This window comes from Streptomyces sp. NPDC007917 (assembly GCF_042959105.1).
Lineage (GTDB): Bacteria > Actinomycetota > Actinomycetes > Streptomycetales > Streptomycetaceae > Streptomyces.
The window spans coordinates 17,440-36,675 of sequence record NZ_JBIBKK010000049.1; the positions used below are offsets into that span (position 1 = coordinate 17,440).

Consider the following 19,236-nt stretch of genomic DNA (forward strand, 5'->3'; position numbering starts at 1 on the left):
CTGTGGGTGCCGGGAATCATGTCAACTGGGATGACCTGCTGGTTTGGATCTGTCGAAGCGGGCCTTCGAAGTTAAGCGGCGCGGAGGTATCCGCGGGCTCGGCGGGTCGTGACGCAGCGTGTCCGTAGGCGTTGGTTGTCGGCGTTGCGGAAGTGCTCGTCGGTGAGGTCCTCCCGGTTGCGCAGGAGCCGACGTCTGGCTCGCATTCCGGGGCGGTGGCGCGTCGATGCCGGCCGCGGACCTCGGCGGTGGTGCGGCGCCGGACCATGGACAGCATCGTGTTGGCGAGCTGGACGACGTGGAAGTGGTCGACCGCGACGGCGGCCAGCCGGGACATGGAGTACACGAGTTCGTGCGCGATGCGGTGTGCCTGCGCGACGGTGAGGGTGGCGTCGACGGGTGCCGACGTGCCAGCGCATCTGAGCCCCAGGCCAGCGGCCTGGGGCTCAGATGCGCTGCCGCCTTCAGCGACCGTTCGGGGTGACCACCACATCGTGGTAGGGGTCCTTGGGCGCGGGAACGCGTTCGACGGTGGAGACGTCGAGGGCCGGGCTGGCGTCGTCGGTGCCCAGCTTTCCGGTGGGGTGCCAGGTGCCGGTGACCGTCACCCAGGTGTCGGGGGGCGGAGCGGCGGGACCGTGCACCCGCACCTTGCGCACTTGCGCATCGGCGGCGCAGCAGCTGATGACCAGGCGGCTGACGTACCAGGCGCCATGGCGGCCCGGGGTGACGAAGCCGGTGAGGCGCACGGTGTGGCCCTTCAGGGTGCGGTCGGTGTCCCAGACCGCCCGGGAGCTGAAGTCGTTCAGCGACATCTCGACAACGCCCTTGTCGGGCAGAGCCGGGAAAAGGCTCTCACCGGCGGTGGAAGCGGGGGCCTTCGGGGTCTTGGCGTCGTCGCGGGAGGCGGTGTACGAGCCGAGGGCGGGCGGCGCGAGGAACAAGATGGTCAGGGCCGGTATGTACAGCAGCCAGGCGACCTTCGGCCCGCCCGCGTGGCTGTGGCCGTGGCCGTGGTCCGCGTCGTTGCCCTGGTCCCGAGCGTCACCAGGTGGGCGCGGGCGGTTGAAGGGGAAGCCGTCGCGGGCCGCGCTCACCGCGCCGAGCACGATCAGCAGCATCCCGGAGGCGATGAGCGCGGGCCGCAGCCCCGGGCGCACATAGCGCAGATACAGCTCGGTCAGCAGCGAGATGTGCAGCAGCCCGACGCCGAGGAAGAGGAGCAGCAGCACCTGGATGTTGCGCTTCACAGCAGCCACCACCCCACCAGTCCGCTGCACAGCACCGCCACCACCCAGGTGGCCGACGAGAAGCGCACCGCGAAGTCCCGTCCGAAGGTGCCCGATTGCAGGGCGATGAGCTTCAGGTCCACCATGGGGCCGACCACCATGAAGGCGAGCCGGGCCGTCGGGGAGAACCCGCTGAGCGAGGCGGCGACGAACGCGTCGGCCTCGGAGCAGACCGCGAGGACCACCGCGAGCAGCCCCAGCACGGGCAGCGAGAGCCACAGGGAGTCGGAGAAGAGCCGCAACACCGAATGCGGCACGGCGACGTTGAACATGGCCGCGGCCGCCGCGCCGACCACGAGGAAGCCCCCGGCGTGCAGGAAGTCATGCTGGAGCGAGACCCGGAACTCCTCCGCGCGGCTCGCGCCGGGGGTGTGCCCGACCGGTCCCTTCGGCAGCCGCAGCCACTCCTCGCGGCCGACCCGGATCCACAGCCAGCCCATGGCGACGGAGGTCAGCAGCGAGGCGACCAGACGGGCGGCGACCATCGACGGGTTGCCGGGGAAGGCCACATAGGTCGCGACCAGCACGATCGGATTGATGGCCGGGGCCGACAACAGAAACGCCAGCGCCGCTGCCGGGGCCACCCCGCGCCGCATCAGACTGCCGGCCACCGGCACCGACGCGCATTCGCACCCGGGCAGCACCGCTCCGGCGGCGCCCGCCACGGGCACGGCAAGCGCCGGGTTGCGCGGGAGCGCCCGGGTGAAGACCCAGGCCGGTACGAAAGCGCTGATCGATGCCGACACCAGAGTACCCAGCAGCAGAAACGGCACACCCTGAACGACGATCGCGGTGAACACCGTCCGCCAAGCCGCCACCGCCCGATCGTCGAGCGCCGTGGTGATGTCCGGCCCCAGCACGATCGCGACGACGCCCAGCACCGCCACCGGAAACCCAGCGATCAGCGCATGGGAGGCGACGCGGACCGCCGTGCCCGGTCCACCCGCCCCACCACCCCCGCCCGCCCGGTCGTGGCTCCGGGGCAATGCCCTGCTGGCGCCACTGCTCTCACGCAGCGGCGGCGCTCTGTCGACATCACTGTCCACTACGTCTCCCCATACGGCTTTCGCCACGGCGGCACCCGGCTCACCTTAGCGACGGCAGACGGATGGCGAGCACGACACTACACATGAATAAGCGTTCACATGGACGTGGATTTCATTGTCATCTGCAGTGTGTACCGCTTCTTGCCGAGCGCCAGTGAGGTGATTCACCGCGAGCAGCCGCAGGACCCGGCAGCGATCCGCCGTCCTGCGCGTCCTCACCGGCTGTCAGGACTTCGTCTCCGCGCAGGAACTGCACGCCCTGCTGACCGCCGCCGACGTTCCGATCGGGCTGACCACGGTCTACCGGGCTCTGCGGGATCTGGAGGCGACGGGTGGTGTCGACGTCGTACGCGACGAGGCAGGAGAGCGGCTCTACCGCCCGCGGCCCACCGGCGGACACCGTCACTACCTGATCTGCCGCTGCTGCGGCCGCAGTCGTCCGGTGGACTCCGAAGTCGTGGAGCGGTGGGCCGACCGGATCGGAGCGGACACCGGATTCGCCGCGGTGGAGCACACCGTCGAACTCACCGGCATCTGCGCCGACCCCTGGAAACGGTCATCGCCGTCCTCCCCGTGAACGGCCGGGCCCGCCGCTGGACCCTGCACACCACCGCCGAAGAGATCACCGAGGACGACCTGCGAACCGCCCTGCTCACCCCGTCCTCCGAAGGAGCCTGAATGACCACGCCCACCCCCGGGAGCCCCGTGACGAGCGCGTCCCCGTCACCGTCCTGACCGGCTTCCTCGGCTCCGGCAAGACGACCTTGCTCAACCGCATCCTCACCGAGCAGCACGGGATGCGGATCGCCGTCATCGAGAAGCTCTGGGACTTTTCCGGCAAGGGTCCCGCCGGCACCGCGCCGCGTTCCCTGCGCTGCCATGAGACCATCACCGCGCTGCCCCGGCGGCCCGGCGGAGGCCGCCACCTCGCCAGCGGCGGCCACGACGGCACGGTCGCGCTGTGGCGCGCCACCGCGGCGGCCCGAGTCAAGGCTCTCCCCCGTCCGGACACTGGACGGCGACGCGGCCGTCGCCGCTTACGCGCCGCGGCCACTGATTTCGGCGGGCAGCTCGCCGTCCGCACGACGGACTGCCTCGGCCCGTGCGAGCAGGCCAACGTCATCGTGGTGCGGCCTTCCGCCGCCGGACGCCGCAACGGCGGCCGCGCGATGTGGATCGGCTGGGCCAAGGACGACGACTGCACCGACGACATCCTCAGCTGGGTCGCCGCAGGCGGCCCTGGTCTGGCGGAACCACCGGCCACACTCGAGCTGCAGTTCATCCGCCCACCGGGAGAAGCCCGGACACGGGCCCGCAGGCGCGGACGTGCACGCCGATGAGGCCACGGGCGGCCGCGACGTTCTCGCAGCCGCCCGCCTCGACAACGCCACGGCGGCCACCGTCGCCACCACCTTGCAGGCCCTGGCCACACCGTCCCGACTGCTGATCCTCACAGCACTGCGGCACGCGCCACGTTCCGCCACCGAACTCGCCACCGGGATCGGCATGGAGCAATCCGCTGTCTCCCACCAGCTCCGAATCCTGAGCACCCTCGGCCTGATCACCCGCCGCCGCGACGGCCGCCGCCTCGTTGTGGGCGACATGCGACGGAGCAGGGGCGGCGCGCAGCCGGTCAGGCAGTGTGCCGTCGTCCGGCATGCCTTCCCGTGGCCAGGCGCTCAGCGCCTCGGCGTCGGTTACGGTGACGAGCGGGCCGACCCGCACCACGGGCCCGCTGGGCCTGCGGTCAACCGCACACGGCTGGACGGCACCGTACAGTCCATGCCGGCGGCGGCAGTCCAGGAGCTTGCCGAGACATCCGGCGGAGACGAAGACCCCATGCGGAGAGTTTCGGACAGCCGTCCGCAGTCCCTCCTTCACCTCGCCGCCGTCGGAGCCATCGCGACAGTTCCCGCAGACGGCAAGAGTGAAGGGGCGGTTCGGACGACCGTCTGGTCCATGTGGCACAAGGGCTCCTCGTGGGCAACTGAGGCGATCGTCCGGCCGGTGCGACCGGACGGCTATCGGGAGCTGTAGGGAAGAAGGGCCATTTCGCGGGCGTTCTTGATGGCGCGGGCGATCTGGCGTTGCTGTTGTCGCGTCACATGGGTCACCCGGCGGCTGCGGATCTTGCCGCGATCGGAGATGAACTTCCGCAGCAGGTCGGTGTCCTTGTAGTCGACGTAGGTGATGCCGGCGGCGTCCAGCGGGTTGACGCGGCGGCGCCGGGGGTCGGGGCGCCGGGACTTGGGCCGTGGGGGCACGATCGGGTCCTTTCCGTTCGTGAAGATGTGTGGCGTTCAGGTGACCGGGTCGAGGAGGTCGTCGAAGGCGTGGGAGAGGTGCCTCCAGGCATCCGTGCCCGCCGCGTATTCGGCGTCGGTGAGCAGGCAGGAGTCGAGCAGCGCGAGCAGGTTGTCGCGGTCGAGACCCGGGGAGGTGAACGTGAGGTGCTGGCAGCGGTCGCCGTGGGTGGGGTGCCAGTCGAGGGAGGCGGCGACGCGGCGCTCGGCCGGCACCATCTCCCAGGCCGCATCCGGGAGCGCGGCCAGCCAGGGGCCGACGGACTCCACACACAGCGCACCGCCCGCCGCGTCCCACGACAGCAGGGTGTCGGGCCGGTCGGCCAGCCAGAGACGGCCCCGGCTGCGGGCGGCGGCGCAGGTCAGGTCCTCCAGGGCGGCGTAGAGGCGGCCGGGGTGGAAGGGGCGTTCGCGGCGCCAGACGAGTGTGCTCACGCCGTGTTCGTCGCCGTCGTGGGGCAGCAGGGCGCACGCGGGATGCTGACGGATGGCGGCCGCCTCGGTGTCGAAGCCTTTGAGGAGGGCGGGCCCCAGGGTGCCATCCTCAAGCCGCACGTGCCGGGCACCGGGGGTGAGTTGGGTGAGCAGCGCGAGGTCCCCGTCGTCGACGGGCTCGTCGCAGATGGTGTCCTCGGCGACGGCGATCACGGTGGGGTACTCCAGCTGCCGGGCGAAGGTGTCCGCGATGGTGCGCTGGTCGGCCGGGGCCGCGGCAAGACCGGCCTCGGAGAGATCGTCGCCATTGGCAAGGTAGGGCACCATCAGGGCCGGGTCGACCGCGGTGGCCACCCCGGTCAGCTCCAGCGGCGCGCCCTCGGCCGCGATGATGGCGGCCATGGCCTGGGGTTCGACCGAGTCCCACAGCTCGACCACGGCGAGCCGGTGCCCGCCGCCCGTGGCCAGGCGCAGCAGCTCGGGGACCATGTCCTCGCGCAGCGCACAGCACGCGCAGTCGTTCACCAGCGGCGCCTCGCCCTCGCCGAGCGGCCCGGAGGCGTCGCGCACGGTGCGGCGCACGGCGCGGCCGGTGGCGGCGGACAGGTCGTGGTGCAGCGCCACGGAGCCGGGCACCGTACGCAGGATCTCCTCGACGGCGGCGCGTCGGGCGTCGGCGTGCAGCCCGCCCACGACCGCCACGGCCAGCCGGGTCTCGTCCGCGGTCACCGGCCCCTCCGTCCACGTCCGTAGCGCCGCTCAAAGCGCTCGACGCGGCCCGCGGTGTCCACGACGCGCTGGTTGCCGGTGTAGAAGGGGTGGCTCGCCGAGGAGATCTCGACGTCGATGACCGGGTAGGTGTTGCCGTCCTGCCACTGAACGGTCTGGTCGGTGGTGGCGGTGGAGCGGGTGAGGAAGGCGAAGTCGGCGGCCCGGTCGCGGAAGACGACGGGCCGGTACTCGGGGTGGATGCCGGGCTTCATGGCGGTCAGCGCTCCTCACGGAAGTCGACGTGGCGGCCGACGACCGGGTCGTACTTGCGGAGGGTCATGCGGTCGGGGTCGTTCCGTCGGTTCTTGCGGGTCACGTACGTGTAGCCGGTGCCCGCGGTGGACCTCAGCTTGATGATCGGACGGAGTTCATTGCGTGCCATAGCCACAGCATACATAGATTTGGTTTTCATTTTCATCAAGCTGGTACGGTGCCACGGTGCCACCCGCACCATCGCCGGACACTTCGAAAGGAACCCATGTCCGCCCACTGCCAACTCACCGGCCGACAGCCCGGCTTCGGCCAGAACATCTCCCACTCGCACCGCCGCACCAAGCGCCGGTTCGACCCCAACGTCCAGCGCAAGCGCTACTGGCTGCCGAGCGAGGGCCGCCACATCCGGCTCACCCTCAGCACCAAGGCCATCAAGACCATCGACGCCATCGGCATCGAGGCCGCCGTAGCCCGCATCCGCGCCCGGGGAGGGAAGGTCTGATGGCCAAGAAGAGCAAGATCGCAAAGAATGAGAAGCGGCGCGTGATCGTGGCCCGCCACGCCAAGCGCCGCGCCGAGCTGAAGGCGGTCATCGCCGACCCCAGGACCTCGGCGGAGGAACGGCTGTACGCCCAGCGGGAGCTGCGCCGTCAGCCCCGCGACGCCAGCGCCACCCGCGTGCGCAACCGCGACTCCATCGACGGCCGCCCCCGAGGCCATCTGCGCGCCTTCGGCCTGTCCCGCATCCGGCTGCGCGAGATGGCCCACGCGGGCGAACTCCCCGGGGTGACCAAGAGCAGTTGGTGAGGCCTCGCCGGGCAGTCCAATGCCGGCAACGCGGCCGGGCGCATTTCGAAATCGTCCGGCCGCCGTCGGCTGTCGCAGGGCTCAGCTCTCCGGGTCCCGCGCCACGGCGCCGAGGAGCGGATCGGGCAGGCAAGCCCAGTGGTCCGCGCCGAGGGCCAGTTCACGGTCGTCGAGCACGGGGGCGTCCAGCACAGTACGCAACCTGTCCTGATCCAACTCGGCGCCGATGAACACGATCTCGTTACGGCGCTCGCCGTAGTAGTCGTCCCAGTACCACGAGGCCAGCGTCCGGCGCTGGGCGGAGGCGGCCCGCCACCCTTCCGTATCACCGTCCTCCAGCCAGCGCCCGGCCTCCAGCAGCTCGAGATGGCGACCGGCGGAGCGCCAGGTGATGACCGCCGCCGGACGGGTGGCCACCCACAGGTGCCCCCTGCCGCGCACCACCGCGGACATGACCTGGGGCAGACTCTCCGCCAGCCGCTCGGGATGCAGTGGACGCCGGGACCGCCACAGCACCGAGACCACACCGTGGTCGACACCAGAGGATCATCGCATGGGCGGCCTCCACTTGCCGGGCTGCGGCCTCGGCGACCGTGAGGGGCACGGCGTGGGGATGGTGGCCGAAGACATGGGACCGCACGGTGCACACAACCCAAGTCCCTCAGCAGCCGGCCGGGGTCGAGGCCGACGGCGAGTGGCGCCAGGTCATAGTGGTCCGACAGCGGCGTCCCGCCCAGCGGGGTACGCCACAGCTCGGCCAGGAACGGGAGGGCGTCGACGTTGTCCGGGAGCGCGAGCACGACATGCGCGGACGCGACAGCCCGAGCGATGGCCCGAAGGTCCTGACGCACGATCACTGCCGGGTCGCCGGAGGCCGCTTGAGACAGCGGGGCCGGCCACCGCTCGTCACCGCCCCCGGCGACGCGCTGCACGAAGGGGTAGCGCCCCGCCTCGTCCGCATGAACCGAGACCGCGAGCACCAGCGCGCCGGGCGAGGCGCGCAGGAGCAGGTCCAGCACATGGCCTCGAGCCTCAGGGGTGTTGCCGGACACCAGCCCCAGCAACCCCCGCCCCCTTCCGCCGGTTCTCACTCCGCCTCCCCTCCGATGGAGGTGACGAGCACATAAGCGGTCCTGCGCACTCGCAACATCACCAACGGCACATCTCCTCCTGAGTGACGAGGCCATAGCGGCCACCCCGCACGCTACATGGAAACGGGACTCATTTTCATATACGGTGACCGAGCACGCATGAACGACCGGGAAAGGAGCCGCGTCATGGCCGTACCCAAACGGAAGATGTCCAGAAGCAATACCCGCCACCGCCGGGCCCAGTGGAAGGCGAGCGCGCCGGAGCTGGTGACGATCACCATCGACGGACGCGAACACCGAGTGCCGCGCCACCTCGTGCCCGCCTACCGGCGCGGCCTGCTGCACCCCGAGGACTGACCACCCGTCTCCGACCGGCTTTCGGGGTGACGGTCCTGTCGGGCTTCCCTCCGGAGGCGGTCGAACGCCTGGCCGCGACGCCGTCCCGGCTCACCCGGCCGCCTGTCCCGTGTCTGCCGTCCACAGCCGGAGCATCCGCGTGGATCCGCTCGGGACGGGCCGCTTCGACCCCGAAGCGGCCAGCAGGCGCCCGGCTGGGACTTCATCACCACCGAACTGGACGGCGGCACCCGCGGCAGCGTCCCGCACTCCAAGCCACTCGACGACGAGCAAGCGCTGGGCCCTGACGCCCGGCTCATTCGGGGCCCGAGCAGCGCCATACGCGGGGTGGGGGGAGCCCGGTTCACCCCCGCCTGCCCCACCACCGCTTTCCGCCGAGGAGCCGATGATGAACGACCCTTACGAACGGTCGGCCGAGTACATCGACATCATGATTGCCGATGCGTGGGATGCCTTCGGCCCCGCGCTGACCGCGGCACTGGAAGGTATCAAAGACACCGCCGGGACCATCGTCGACCTGGGCGCCGGTTCGGGGAGGGGTGGTCCGCGCCGTATGCGCGGCTCTCGCCGACGACTCCCCGGTCCTGGCCGTCGAACCGTCCCCGGCCCTGCGGGCGGTCGGTCCTGCTCGCCCGGGTCCACGAGGACGCGCGGCTGCGCCGACGCGCCACCGTCGCACCGGGCGGCGCACTGGACACGCCGCTTCCCGACCGCGTGCGCGCCGTGATGGCGATGAACATGATTGGCCATCTCTCACCGCCGGAGCGACACGAGTTGTGGGCACGCAGGTCTGTACCCCCCGTTCCGTGATCGAGTTCATTCTCGGCATCTGAACGCCGCTGAGGACGACCTCGATCCCCGCATCCGCCAGGACGGCATCGAACAGGTCGGGGAACTTCCCGTCCCGGTCCCTGATCATGTAACGCGCCCTGCAGCCCACGTCCTCAAGATCCATGACGAGATTCTTCGCGGCCTGTGCCACCCACGCTGAGGTCGGGTGCGCGGTGGCACCCAGGACCCGGACGCGCCGGCTGGCATGCTCGATGACGGCAAGCACGTACATCCGAGCCCCGGACAGAGTGGCCGTTTCGAAGTAGCGCAGGAAGCCCCCCCCACGTGCTGGAGGACCGCTCGGGTGCTGGATCGACGCCGGCCTCATGCAAGATCTCCCAGACAGTGGAAGCGGCCACCTTCACACCCAGGACGAGCAGTTCACCGTGCAGCCGGCGATACCCCCAGCCGGGATTCTCCCGCGCCAGGCGCAACACCAGAGCCCGCACGGAGTGCACGGTCCGCACTACGGGATCGGGGTGGGCAAGACCGCGGAACGACCCGGCGAGGCCCGGCCGCTGGCGTCGGTCGCGGACGACGAGATCGGCGAGGCCCTGGAACTACGGGGGGGCACCGCCGCGGTGAACACGTGGAACTCCCGCCGGGCGGGGGTGCTGTCCTGGCTGGGCTGGTGCCGGGAGCGCGGCTACGAGGGGCCGATGGTCCCGGCCTGGGCGAAGCGGCTGGCGGTGCCGGACTCCGAGACCCCAGCCCGCTCGAAGGTGGCGGTCGACCGGCTGATCGCACGGCGCGAGGTACACCTACGGGAGAAGACGCTGTGGCGGATGCTCTACGAAACCGCCGGGCGGGCCTAGGAGATCCTCGGCGTGAACAGCGAGGACCTGGACCTCGCCGCGCGCCGCTGCCCGGTCAAGGCGAAGGGCGCCCGGACCAAGGCCCGCCGCCGCGGCCAGGCGCGCGAGGACTACGTGCTGGAGCCCATGTACTGGGACGCCGGCACCGCCCGGCTCCTGCCCCGTCTGCTGAAAGGCCGCACCCACGGCCCGGAATTCGTCACCCACCGCCGCCCGGGGCCGGGCAAAGTCGTCAGCCCCCGTGACGTCTGCCCCGACACCGGACTGGCCCGGCTGCCGTACGGGAAGGCCCGCGCTCTGCTCGACGAGCACACCGCTGTGCGCGGACCGGGCACGGGCTGGGACCTGCACGAGTACCGTCACTCCGCCCTGACCCATCTTGGTGAACAGGGCGCCTCGCTGCTGATGCTGATGGCGAAGTCCCGGCACAAGAAGCCGGAGAACGTCCGCCGCTACTTCAAACCGTCGCCCGAGGCGATTGCCGAACTCACCAGCTTGCTCGCCCCCGGCGACGCCCGGCGCACCCGCGGGGACGTAGTCACGGTGTCGGGGAACTGTCAGTAGCAAGGCGTTACGGCTGCGTTCGGAGTACGACGGAACGAGCCGACCGGTTAGGGTCGCTGCCGTGGACCTCCAGCAGCGCATCTGTGACCGCGCAGGTGAATTTCTGTTCTTCGCGGTGACGCCGCCCAGGCAGACGACCACCCCCGAGCGGGCTCAGGAGATCGCCGACATCACCCGCAAGCGGCTCGACGGCCTGGCGCCCGACGGGCTCGTGCTCTATGACATCGACGACGAGAGCGGCCGGAACCCGGCCGAGCGGCCGTTCCCGTTCACGCCGACGATGGACCCCGCGGAGTACCTCGCCCGGCACTTCGGAAAGCTCGACCTGCCGGTCGTGGTCTACCGGGCGGTCGGCAAGTACGACGAGAGCGACTTCCGAGGCTGGCTCACGGAGCAGCCAGACCGGGTCCTCTCGGTCTTCGTGGGTGCGGCGTCGCGGGAGACGCCGGTTGCCACCACTCTGTCGCGCGCCCAGTCGCTGCGGGCCGAACTCAGGCCCGACCTGCTGCTTGGCGGCGTCGCGATCCCGGAGCGACACACGCGCACTGGTACGGAGCACCTGCGTTTGCTCGCGAAGCAGGAGGCCGGCTGCTCGTACTTCGTCACCCAGGTCGTTTACGACGTCAACGCCGCCAAGGACCTGGTTTCGGACTACCGCTACGAGTGCGCCGCCCGTGATCTGGCGCCCGTCCCGATCGTGTTCACGTTCTCGGTCTGCGGGTCGATGAAGACGCTGGAGTTCCTGAGGTGGCTCGGCGTGGACGTGCCCCGCTGGATCCACAACGAACTCCAGCACGCCGATGACACGCTGCAGGCATCGTTCGAGCATGCGCTGGCGACCGCCCGCGAGCTGATGACCTTCTGCCGACGGCTCGAGGTGCCGTTCGGCCTCAACGTCGAGAGCGTGTCCATCCGCCGCGAGGAGATCGAGGCGGCGGTCGACCTGGCTGCCCGGCTCCGGTCCGAGCTTTGCCGCTGACAGGAGGGGCAGGCGACTTCTATCGCCTGACGGACGGTTCTGCCTGAAGGGTGTCTTTATTGCCGTATGGTGGTTGACCTGCGACTTTGCGGTCGCCCGAGTATGGGCATGATCAGTGATCGTGGGTCTGCGACTGCTTTACCTGAGCTTCTGTCGACTGCTGGGCTGCTTCCTGTTGCTGGGCCGATCGACCGCCGCGAACAACGCCGATATCCTCGCGCTTCGCCATGAGGTGGCTGTGCTTCGCCGGCAGATCAAGCGGCCGCGGCTGTCGTGGGCCGATCGTGCCGTGCTCTCCACTCTCGCAGGAAATGGCGCCAGACGGCGGACGGATCCGGTCGTCCACCATTGCCGGAAGAGACAGCCGCGCTCATCCAGCGCCTGGCGAGAGAGAACCCGACCTAGGGATATGTCAGGATCCAGGTCAGTGGGTGACAGATCTTGTCCGCCACTGGGGAGATCAAAGTTTCCGTTGACAACCCGCGTCCAGCGCCACCGGGGTATCAGCGAGGACAGAGCCGCGAACCAGAGCCGGTCCGCCTGGTCGTACCGCACCCGGCCCGCAAGCTGCCTGCGCAGCACCGCATTCTCGTGATGGAGCACCAGCAGTTCAGCATCCTTGGCCGCCTGCCGACGCAGCAGCACCGCCGGTACCGACAACAGCTTCCGCGTCACCTGATACACCAGCGAGACGATCACCGGCATGTTCCCAACATCCCCGCAAGTCTCGCCAGACCCCCTATGAGCAGCAGCGACGCATTTCTGAACGGCACAGGGTGGCAGGTGCCGCGCGAGAGCGGAGAGCACGGCACGATCAGCCCATGAGAGCCGCGGACGCTCCATCTGACGGCGCAGGACGGCGACCTCATGGCGAAGCGCGAGGATCTCGTCGTTGCTCGCAGCCCTCGTGTACGCGCTAGAAACCTCGTCCGTGCTGGTCAGAGAGCCTGAGCGCGCAGCGGGCCTGCCGGTCAACCGTGACGGTGGAGGACCCATCCCCTGTTGCCGACGCGACCTCACCGATTCCAGCATGGTCCGGAGCTGCTGCGACTGTCCTACCTGGCCTTGACGAGCATGTTCACGCTGATACGGCTTCTGCATATGAGTGCTCCCGGCGCATCCACGGCGAACTCGCTGTCCTTGGTATCAAGCTCGCCGCCGGCATCGGTGGAACATCCTCAAGGACCACGGCATCGACCCCGCACCCGAACGCCAACCCACCACCCGGGCGACCTTCCTGCGCTCCCAGGCCCAGGCCATCCTCGCCGCCGACTTCTTCGAGACCGAAACCCTGACCGGAGCGACGCTGTACGTCCTCGCGGTGATCGAGCACGCCACCCGCCGCGTGCGGATCCCCGGCGCGACCGCACACCCCACCGCGGCCTGGGCCACCCAGGCCGCCCCGCAATATGGCCATGGACCTCCAAGTCGCAGTGGCCCCACTCAAGTTGGGTCCAGGTCGGTGTGCAGCAGGTGGTGGTCCGAGTACGGGGTCGGAAGCACACGGTGCTCGAGCGGGACGATGCCTCGCAGGAAAATGTAGTCAAACTTGCTCTGCCAGTCGGTGGTCGGCTTGCAGGTTCCGGTAGACGAGGGATGACACCGGGGGTCTGTGTCCGCGGCCAGTGCCCACATCCCGGTGAGCTCGGGAGCGTCCGGCACAGCGTTGAAGTCGCCGAGAACGATCGCGCGGTCGTGCCGGGCTACGTCTGCGGCGAGTATGTCGGTCTGGTCTGCTCGGACCGCCTCCTGACGTCGTTGAGCGAGGTGTGTGTTGAAGACCCGGACGGACCGGCCGCCCACACTGGTGGTGACTGCCATGTACCCACGGTCCTCGGATCCGCCGTCGGGGTATTCCACGTTGACCGGGTTCGTCATCGGCGCCGCCGAGAGGACCGCTTGGCCGAATGCCCCCGGACTCCACGGCGCTCCCCCACAGCGGCCCCAATTCCGAAGAACCGTCCCGTACTCGACGTGGTAAACCAGCCCGTAAAAGTCCTCCAGATAGTCCCGCATCCTCTCGACGTCACGCACGCACGCTTCTTGCAGGCCGATCACCTGGGGCGCATACGTGGCGATCTCCGCTGCGCGGTCGACGTTGCTTTCCTCACAGGGGTTGCAGATGTTCCACGTCATGACCCGGTTCGGCACGACACCCCTGACGGCATCGACGGGCAGTGACCTGGCGAGGGGCGCGCCGCTTGGTGCGCTGGGGCCGACGAGCACCATGCAGGCCACGAACACGGCGCCCGCGAACAACCGCGTGTCCCTTCCGAACACCATCGCCTCCTCAGAGTGGATACACGTGGCATCCGACGTCTCCATGCACGAGGTTATGGGACGGAGTTGTGAGCAACATACGCGGTGTGCCGGATCTCATTGCGCTCGGACGAAGCCGCCGCCTCGCCCAGGTCGACCTGAATCGTACCGCCGCACGTGCACACCGGCCGCCGTGCCATCCGTGCGGCGCGAATGCCCATCCGACCACGGAACATGGCGCAGGCTGCTCGTGCTGGGCGTGAAGGTGGCCGCCTCGACCGTCTGGAAGATCCTCAAGGAATCCGGCGTCGACCCAGCCCCCGACAGGACCTCCAGCACATGGGCCGACTTCCTGCGCTCCCAAGCCGGCGCCCTCCTGGCCTGCGACTTCTTTGAGACGGTCACCCTGTCCGGCGCGCGGATGCATGTACTCGCGGTGATCGAACACAGTAGTCGCCGCATCCGGATCCTCGACGCCATCGAACACCCGACCGCCTCCTGGGTAACGCAAGCGGCGAAGAATCGCAGGATTCATGATCCAAGACAGGGACGGGAAGTTCTCAGGACTGTTCGATGGCATCCTCGCGGACGCGGGTATCGCGGTCGTCCTCAGCGACATCCAGATGCCGAGAAACGCCGCAGTGTCCCGATCGCCCTCTCGCAGTGCGCGTTCGTCCACGGGGCCCGCGGGCCGGCCCTGACGGTTTCGATGCCCTCAGCTTCGAAGACCGCGTCGAAGGACTTGGCGTATTGGCCGTCCCGGTCACGGACCACAAAGCGCAACGACTCGAGGCACACGCCCACCTCAAGAGCAAGGTTGCGGGCCTGCTGGGCCTGAAGGTGTCCAACCGCTTGCTACGGCAGTACCTGCCCAAGGGCGCGGATCTCCGCACGTTCAGCCAGGCCGACCTCGCCGCCATCGCCCACGAGCTCAACCACCGTCCCCGCAAAATCCATGGCTACCGTACTTCGGCAGAGGTCTACGCTGACCTCCTGAACAGCGGTGACGTGCTGACCGCTTGAGCTCGCCATCGTTTGACGACAGAGATGGCCTGATGCGAGTCGATGCGGCCGGGGCTTCTGTGCGGCCGTTGGCGGTCGCGCCCAGCGACGGGGTTGGGCAGGAGGCCATAAGGGAAGTCTCCGTCCCGCAGACTGTCGACTGACCGTTGTCCGAGAGCAGCGGAAACTTCAGGGATGGAGTTGATGCACGGTGGAACGACGCATGTCGGTTGCGACGCACTGGGGCAGTTTTATCGCGGTGGTCGATTCCGGCCGGCTGGTGCGAATTGAGCCGAGGGGCGATGACCCCGCGCCCTCACCTATCGGCCCCGGAATGGTGGCAGCCGCCGACGACAGCGCTCGCGTGCTGCGCCCCGCGGTGCGCAAGGGCTGGCTGAACGGCCTGCCGCGCGTCCACGACACGGCCAGAGGCGCGGACGCCTTCGTGGAGGTGAGCTGGGACGACGCGATCACGCTGGTGAGCGATGAACTGCGTCGAGTTCGTTCACAGCACGGAGACAGCGCGGTGTTCGGCGGATCTTACGGCTGGGCGAGTGCGGGCGGCTTCCACAACGCGCAGGGTCAACTCCATCGGTTCCTGGCGTTAGGCGGGGGATACACCGACTCTCGCAACACGTACAGCACCGCGGCTTTGGAGGTCATCCTCCCCCATGTGATCGGCGGGCATCCGTGGAGCTACCAGTCCCGGATGCCGATGTGGGATGAGATCGCCGAGAACTGTGAGTTTGTGGTGGCGTTCGGAGGGCTGGCCCTCAAGAACAGCCAAATCAACCCTGGTGGGCTGGCCAGGCACCAGACGCAGAACCTGCAGCGCCAGTGCCGTGAGGCCGGGGTGCGGTTCGTGAACGTCAGCCCCATCCGCAGCGATGTCGCCGACTTCCTCGATGCCGAGTGGCTGCCCGTCATCCCCAATACCGACACCGCCGCGATGCTCGGCATCGCACACACGATGCTGGTCAACGGGTGGCACGATGAGGACTTCCTTCGCCGGTGCTGCGTCGGGTTTGACCGCTTCGCCTCCTACTTGGTCGGCGAGCTCGATGGCGTCCCCAAGGATGCTGCCTGGGCGGCGAGGATCACGGGCATCAGTCGCGACGCGATCACCGATCTCGCTCGCCGCCTCACCACGCAGCGTTCTCTCATCATGGTCAACTATGCGGTGCAGCGGGCAGACCACGGCGAACAGCCGATCTGGATGTCTGTCGTGCTGGCCGCCATGGCAGGTTCGATGGGCCGGTCTGGCTGCGGCTGGGGCGCGGGTTACGCGACGATGGACGCGACCGGCGTTGCCCGAGGCCGCCCCTTCGTGGCGGCGATCCCCGGGGTTTCCAACCCCGTTCCGGATTTCATCCCCGTCGCAAGGATCGCCGACACCCTGCTGCATCCGGGTAAGACCATCGACTACGACGGTCAGCGCCTCACGCTGCCCGAGCTTCGACTGATCTACTGGTGCGGAGGGAACCCGTTCCACCATCACCAGGATCTCCATCGGCTGACCCGAGCATGGCAGACTCCTGACACGGTGGTGGTTCACGAAGCCTGGTGGAACACCACGGCCAAGTTCGCGGACATCGTCCTTCCCGTCGCCACCAGCTTGGAGCGCGACGACTTCGCCGCCGGATTCTCGGACCCCCACATCGTCGCGATGCCGAAAGTCCGCGAGCCGGCGGGTGAGTCGCGCACCGACCACCACATCTTCACCGCCTTGGCCTCCCGGCTCGGATTCGAGCAGGAGTTCACGGAGTCGCGCTCCGAGATCGAATGGGTCCGACACCTTTACGAGCAGACGAAGGCCAAACTCGGTGACGATGCCGCCTTGCCGAGCTTCGACGACTTCTGGCGAGGCTCCGCCGCCGAGCTGCCGGCGTTGACGGGACCGTTTCCCGGCAGCTTCAAGGCGCTCCGTTCAGATCCGCAGCGGTTCCCCCTACCGACGCCGTCGGGCCGGATCGAGATCTTCTCCGAGGAGATCGACTCGTTCGGCTACGACGACTGCGCCGGGCATCCGACGTGGTTCGAACCAGCCGAGTGGCTTCGTGGCGATCTATCGCACCGCTTCCCGCTGCATCTGATCTCGAATCAGCCCGCTTCACGCCTGCACAGCCAGTACGACAACGGTGGCCACAGCCTCAGTTCGAAGATCCGTGGCCGTGAGCCCGTGACGATCAACCCGTTGGACGCCGCGTCACGCGGCATCGAGAATGGCATGATCGTGCGCGTCCACAACGACCGAGGCAGCTGCCTTGCGGGCGCAGTCCTGTCGGACGACGTCATGCCAGGCGTCGTACAACTGTCCACCGGAGCGTGGTGGGATCCAGTGCAGCCAGGGCTGAGCGGAACACTGGACCGCCACGGCAATCCGAACGTCCTCACGGCGGATCGGCCGTGCTCACACCTGTCCCAAGGACCGAGTGCCCTCAGTGCACTGGTCGACGTCGAGCTCTACGCCGACCCCCTCCCCGATGTGCTCGCCTTTGCACCACCAAAACTCGAACACTGAAACGAACACCGGAAACCCCTCCGCTCCCCCGTTTGCGCGCGCGTAACGGCATGAATACTGTACGCAACCGTGACTACACTTCAAAACCTCAAGTACGCCCAGTGGTTCAGGGGTGCCGACGTCGACGGCGACGGGTTCATCACCCAGCGCGACGTCCGAATGATGAGCGAGCGTTACATCGCCGCCCGCGGCACCGCGCCGGACTCCGCGCCCGCCCGCCTGCTCACCGAGGGGATGGACGAGTTCTGGAGGAACGTGATCGCCCCGATGGACCAGGACGGTGACGGGAAGGTCGATCTACGGGAGATGACCGAAGGGTTCAGGCGGGTCCTGACCGACCCCGCCCTGTACCCGCAACAGGTCGAGCCGGTGACCGATTGCTTCTTCGACCTCGTCGACCTCAACGGAGATGGCAAGATCGACCAGGCGGAGTTCCAGCAGATGTTCGACGCGGTCGCCGGCGTTCCCGGCGAGGACTGCGCCGCGGTCTTCGCCGCTTTGGACCGGGACGGCTCCGGTGCACTGGACCGCGCCGAATTCCACCAGGCGGTCACGGAGTTCTTCTACGGCAACGACCCCAACGCTCCTGCCAACCACCTGTTCGGCAGGGTCGCCGGCTGACGGCCCCACCACGCTCGCGGAGATTCGTCGGCAGTATGCGGCGACTTTGTCGAGGATTTCGTCGGCGGTCCTCGTCCAGGCGAAGGGGCTGGGGTGTTCGCTCCCGTCGGCGAGCCAGGTTCGGATGTCACGTTCGAGGGCTTGGACTGAGCGGTGGACACCGTGGCGGAGCTTCTTCGCGGTCAGTTCGGCGAACCATCGCTCCACCAGGTTCAGCCACGATGAGCTGGTGGGCGTGAAGTGCAGGTGGAAGCGGGGATGTGCCAGCAGCCACTTCTTGATGGCGGGTGTCTTGTGGGTGGCGTAGTTGTCCAGGATCAGATGCACGTCGAGGTCTGCGGGTACTTCCTTGTCGAGCTTGGTCAGGAACTTCTTGAACTCGGCGGCCCGGTGCCGGCGGTGCAGTGAACCGATCACTTTGCCGCTGGCCACTTCCAGGGCCGCGAACAGGGTGGTGGTGCCGGCGCGGATGTAGTCGTGGCTGCGGCGTTCGGGGACCGCGGGCATGATCGGCAGCACCGGCTGCGAACGGTCCAGGGCCTGGATCTGGGACTTTTTGTCCACGCACAGCACCAGGCCTTCTCCGGCGGGTCGAGGTAGAGGCCCACCACATCGCGGACCTTGTCGATGAACAGCGGGTCGGTGGACAGTTTGAACGTCTCGGAGCGGTGCGGGGCCAGGGCGAACGCGCGCCAGATCCTTGAGATGGCCGACTGGGACATCCCGGTCGCCGCCGCCATCGACCGGGTCGACCAGTGCGTGGCGTTCGCCGGTTTCTCCTCCAGTGTCCTGACGATGACCCGCTCCACATCGGCGTCGGTGATCTTCCTGGGGACACCTGGCCTGGGTTCGTCGGACAGGCCGTCCAGACCGCGGTCGAGGAAGCGCCTTCGCCAGGTGCGGACCGTGTCCGGAGCGACCTTCAGCCGCCGTGACACCTCCATGATCGAGTGTCCCTGGGCGCACTCCAGCACGATCCGGGACCGCAAGGCCAGAGCCTGAGCCGTCGACCGGCGACGCACCCATCCCTCAAGCACAGCCCGCTGGGCATCCGTTACCGACAACGGCGGGATCTTCGATCCACGACGAAACGGACGTTTGTCGGGGTGACGGCAAAGACCTCACGCCAGCGATCGCGAGGGACCAGGCGCGAGAGCGCGGCCAGCCAGATCCGGTCGGCTGGCTCGTACCTGACAAGCGCGGTCTGACGGCGCAGCACTGCATTCTCATGCCCGAGTGAGGTTCCCCCGGTGCGCGGGTGTGGCTGATTAGCTGGTCAGGGCGGGTTGACGTGGTTTCAGGTTCACTGGTTTGGCCGCTGCCTGGTCGGCG

At 68.6% G+C, this 19,236-nt stretch carries 19 protein-coding genes and 6 pseudogenes; 13 read left to right on the plus strand and 12 right to left on the minus strand.

Going from position 1 to position 19,236, the window contains the following annotated elements:
* Positions 1 to 16 precede the first annotated feature (16 nt).
* From ACFZDL_RS46260 to ACFZDL_RS46270, 3 genes are read right to left on the minus strand one after another with little or no spacing between them, the layout of a single operon-like run.
* The gene (locus ACFZDL_RS46260; protein WP_353596991.1) at positions 17 to 493 is read right to left on the minus strand and encodes a transposase; all 477 of its coding nucleotides are present in this window, start codon (positions 491 to 493) and stop codon (positions 17 to 19) included.
* A complete protein-coding gene (locus ACFZDL_RS46265; protein ID WP_353596992.1) occupies positions 465 to 1,250 on the minus strand; it encodes a TIGR03943 family putative permease subunit in 786 nt (261 codons plus the stop codon). The genes ACFZDL_RS46260 and ACFZDL_RS46265 overlap by 29 nt, the downstream gene beginning before the upstream one ends.
* Positions 1,247 to 2,335: a permease gene (locus ACFZDL_RS46270; protein WP_353596993.1), complete on the minus strand. Its 1,089-nt coding sequence runs from the start codon at positions 2,333 to 2,335 to the stop codon at positions 1,247 to 1,249. The genes ACFZDL_RS46265 and ACFZDL_RS46270 overlap by 4 nt, the downstream gene beginning before the upstream one ends.
* 205 nt (positions 2,336 to 2,540) lie before the next feature.
* On the opposite strand from ACFZDL_RS46270, the gene ACFZDL_RS46275 reads away from it, so the two are divergent.
* From ACFZDL_RS46275 to ACFZDL_RS46290, 4 genes and pseudogenes are all read left to right on the plus strand, one after another.
* Positions 2,541 to 2,912, plus strand: a complete 372-nt coding sequence (locus ACFZDL_RS46275) for a transcriptional repressor (protein WP_391194504.1) — start codon at positions 2,541 to 2,543, stop codon at positions 2,910 to 2,912.
* Positions 2,913 to 3,066: 154 nt separating this feature from the next.
* Positions 3,067 to 3,141, plus strand: a pseudogene (locus tag ACFZDL_RS46280) (GTP-binding protein); the annotation flags it as partial.
* A 90-nt stretch (positions 3,142 to 3,231) separates the two neighbouring features.
* Positions 3,232 to 3,675, plus strand: coding sequence for a (2Fe-2S) ferredoxin domain-containing protein (locus tag ACFZDL_RS46285; RefSeq protein WP_391194506.1), 444 nt, complete (start codon positions 3,232 to 3,234; stop codon positions 3,673 to 3,675).
* A pseudogene (locus ACFZDL_RS46290) lies at positions 3,662 to 3,928 on the plus strand (ArsR/SmtB family transcription factor); the annotation flags it as partial. The gene ACFZDL_RS46285 and the pseudogene ACFZDL_RS46290, both read left to right, overlap by 14 nt.
* A 428-nt stretch (positions 3,929 to 4,356) precedes the next feature.
* Here ACFZDL_RS46290 and rpsR read toward each other — a convergent pair.
* From rpsR to rpmG, 4 genes are read right to left on the minus strand one after another with little or no spacing between them, the layout of a single operon-like run.
* The gene (gene rpsR, locus ACFZDL_RS46295; RefSeq protein ID WP_353596994.1) at positions 4,357 to 4,599 is read right to left on the minus strand and encodes a 30S ribosomal protein S18; all 243 of its coding nucleotides are present in this window, start codon (positions 4,597 to 4,599) and stop codon (positions 4,357 to 4,359) included.
* Between the two features lie 36 nt (positions 4,600 to 4,635).
* Entirely contained in the window at positions 4,636 to 5,802 is a 1,167-nt protein-coding gene (locus ACFZDL_RS46300) for a GTP-binding protein (protein WP_353596995.1), read from the minus strand.
* On the minus strand, positions 5,799 to 6,056 hold the full coding sequence (locus ACFZDL_RS46305) for a type B 50S ribosomal protein L31 (protein WP_353596996.1): 258 nt from the start codon (positions 6,054 to 6,056) through the stop codon (positions 5,799 to 5,801). Before ACFZDL_RS46305 ends, ACFZDL_RS46300 begins: the two co-directional genes overlap by 4 nt.
* A gap of 5 nt (positions 6,057 to 6,061) precedes the next feature.
* Positions 6,062 to 6,226, minus strand: coding sequence for a 50S ribosomal protein L33 (rpmG, locus tag ACFZDL_RS46310; RefSeq protein WP_009719228.1), 165 nt, complete (start codon positions 6,224 to 6,226; stop codon positions 6,062 to 6,064).
* Positions 6,227 to 6,322: 96 nt separating this feature from the next.
* Between rpmG and rpmB the strand changes: the two genes are divergently transcribed.
* A complete protein-coding gene (rpmB, locus tag ACFZDL_RS46315) occupies positions 6,323 to 6,559 on the plus strand; it encodes a 50S ribosomal protein L28 (protein ID WP_164430854.1) in 237 nt (78 codons plus the stop codon).
* Positions 6,559 to 6,864, plus strand: a complete 306-nt coding sequence (gene rpsN / locus ACFZDL_RS46320; protein WP_353596997.1) for a 30S ribosomal protein S14 — start codon at positions 6,559 to 6,561, stop codon at positions 6,862 to 6,864. The genes rpmB and rpsN overlap by 1 nt, the downstream gene beginning before the upstream one ends.
* A gap of 81 nt (positions 6,865 to 6,945) precedes the next feature.
* On the opposite strand, the gene ACFZDL_RS46325 is transcribed toward rpsN, so the two are convergent.
* Positions 6,946 to 7,380, minus strand: a complete 435-nt coding sequence (locus tag ACFZDL_RS46325; RefSeq protein WP_353596998.1) for a GTP-binding protein — start codon at positions 7,378 to 7,380, stop codon at positions 6,946 to 6,948.
* Positions 7,381 to 8,141: 761 nt separating this feature from the next.
* Here ACFZDL_RS46325 and rpmF point away from each other — a divergent pair.
* A complete protein-coding gene (gene rpmF, locus ACFZDL_RS46330; protein ID WP_353596999.1) occupies positions 8,142 to 8,312 on the plus strand; it encodes a 50S ribosomal protein L32 in 171 nt (56 codons plus the stop codon).
* Between the two features lie 784 nt (positions 8,313 to 9,096).
* Here the strand turns inward: rpmF and ACFZDL_RS46335 are convergent.
* A pseudogene (locus ACFZDL_RS46335) lies at positions 9,097 to 9,607 on the minus strand (integrase); the annotation flags it as partial.
* Between the two features lie 3 nt (positions 9,608 to 9,610).
* Between ACFZDL_RS46335 and ACFZDL_RS46340 the strand changes: the two are divergent.
* Positions 9,611 to 10,522, plus strand: a pseudogene (locus ACFZDL_RS46340) (site-specific integrase); the annotation flags it as partial.
* A 61-nt stretch (positions 10,523 to 10,583) separates the two neighbouring features.
* Complete coding sequence (locus ACFZDL_RS46345; RefSeq protein WP_353597000.1) at positions 10,584 to 11,501, plus strand: methylenetetrahydrofolate reductase; 918 nt, start codon at positions 10,584 to 10,586, stop codon at positions 11,499 to 11,501.
* A 138-nt stretch (positions 11,502 to 11,639) separates the two neighbouring features.
* Here ACFZDL_RS46345 and ACFZDL_RS46350 read toward each other — a convergent pair whose 3' ends face one another.
* Entirely contained in the window at positions 11,640 to 12,206 is a 567-nt protein-coding gene (locus ACFZDL_RS46350; RefSeq protein WP_353597004.1) for a hypothetical protein, read from the minus strand.
* 407 nt (positions 12,207 to 12,613) lie between these two features.
* On the opposite strand from ACFZDL_RS46350, the pseudogene ACFZDL_RS46355 reads away from it, so the two are divergent.
* Positions 12,614 to 12,934, plus strand: a pseudogene (locus ACFZDL_RS46355) (integrase); the annotation flags it as partial.
* Between the two features lie 10 nt (positions 12,935 to 12,944).
* Here ACFZDL_RS46355 and ACFZDL_RS46360 read toward each other — a convergent pair.
* The gene (locus ACFZDL_RS46360; RefSeq protein ID WP_353597001.1) at positions 12,945 to 13,826 is read right to left on the minus strand and encodes an endonuclease/exonuclease/phosphatase family protein; all 882 of its coding nucleotides are present in this window, start codon (positions 13,824 to 13,826) and stop codon (positions 12,945 to 12,947) included.
* A gap of 684 nt (positions 13,827 to 14,510) precedes the next feature.
* On the opposite strand from ACFZDL_RS46360, the gene ACFZDL_RS46365 reads away from it, so the two are divergent.
* The 3 genes from ACFZDL_RS46365 to ACFZDL_RS46375 all read left to right on the plus strand — a co-directional run bounded on the left by ACFZDL_RS46365 (position 14,511) and on the right by ACFZDL_RS46375 (position 17,904).
* Positions 14,511 to 14,783, plus strand: coding sequence for a hypothetical protein (locus tag ACFZDL_RS46365; protein WP_391194501.1), 273 nt, complete (start codon positions 14,511 to 14,513; stop codon positions 14,781 to 14,783).
* Positions 14,784 to 14,973: 190 nt separating this feature from the next.
* The gene (locus ACFZDL_RS46370) at positions 14,974 to 17,283 is read left to right on the plus strand and encodes a molybdopterin-dependent oxidoreductase (protein WP_353597002.1); all 2,310 of its coding nucleotides are present in this window, start codon (positions 14,974 to 14,976) and stop codon (positions 17,281 to 17,283) included.
* Between the two features lie 69 nt (positions 17,284 to 17,352).
* Positions 17,353 to 17,904 (plus strand): EF-hand domain-containing protein, encoded by a 552-nt coding sequence (locus tag ACFZDL_RS46375; protein WP_353597003.1) that lies wholly within the window; start codon positions 17,353 to 17,355, stop codon positions 17,902 to 17,904.
* Between the two features lie 12 nt (positions 17,905 to 17,916).
* Here the strand turns inward: ACFZDL_RS46375 and ACFZDL_RS46380 are convergent.
* A pseudogene (locus ACFZDL_RS46380) lies at positions 17,917 to 18,977 on the minus strand (IS630 family transposase); the annotation flags it as partial.
* Positions 18,978 to 19,236 lie beyond the last annotated feature (259 nt).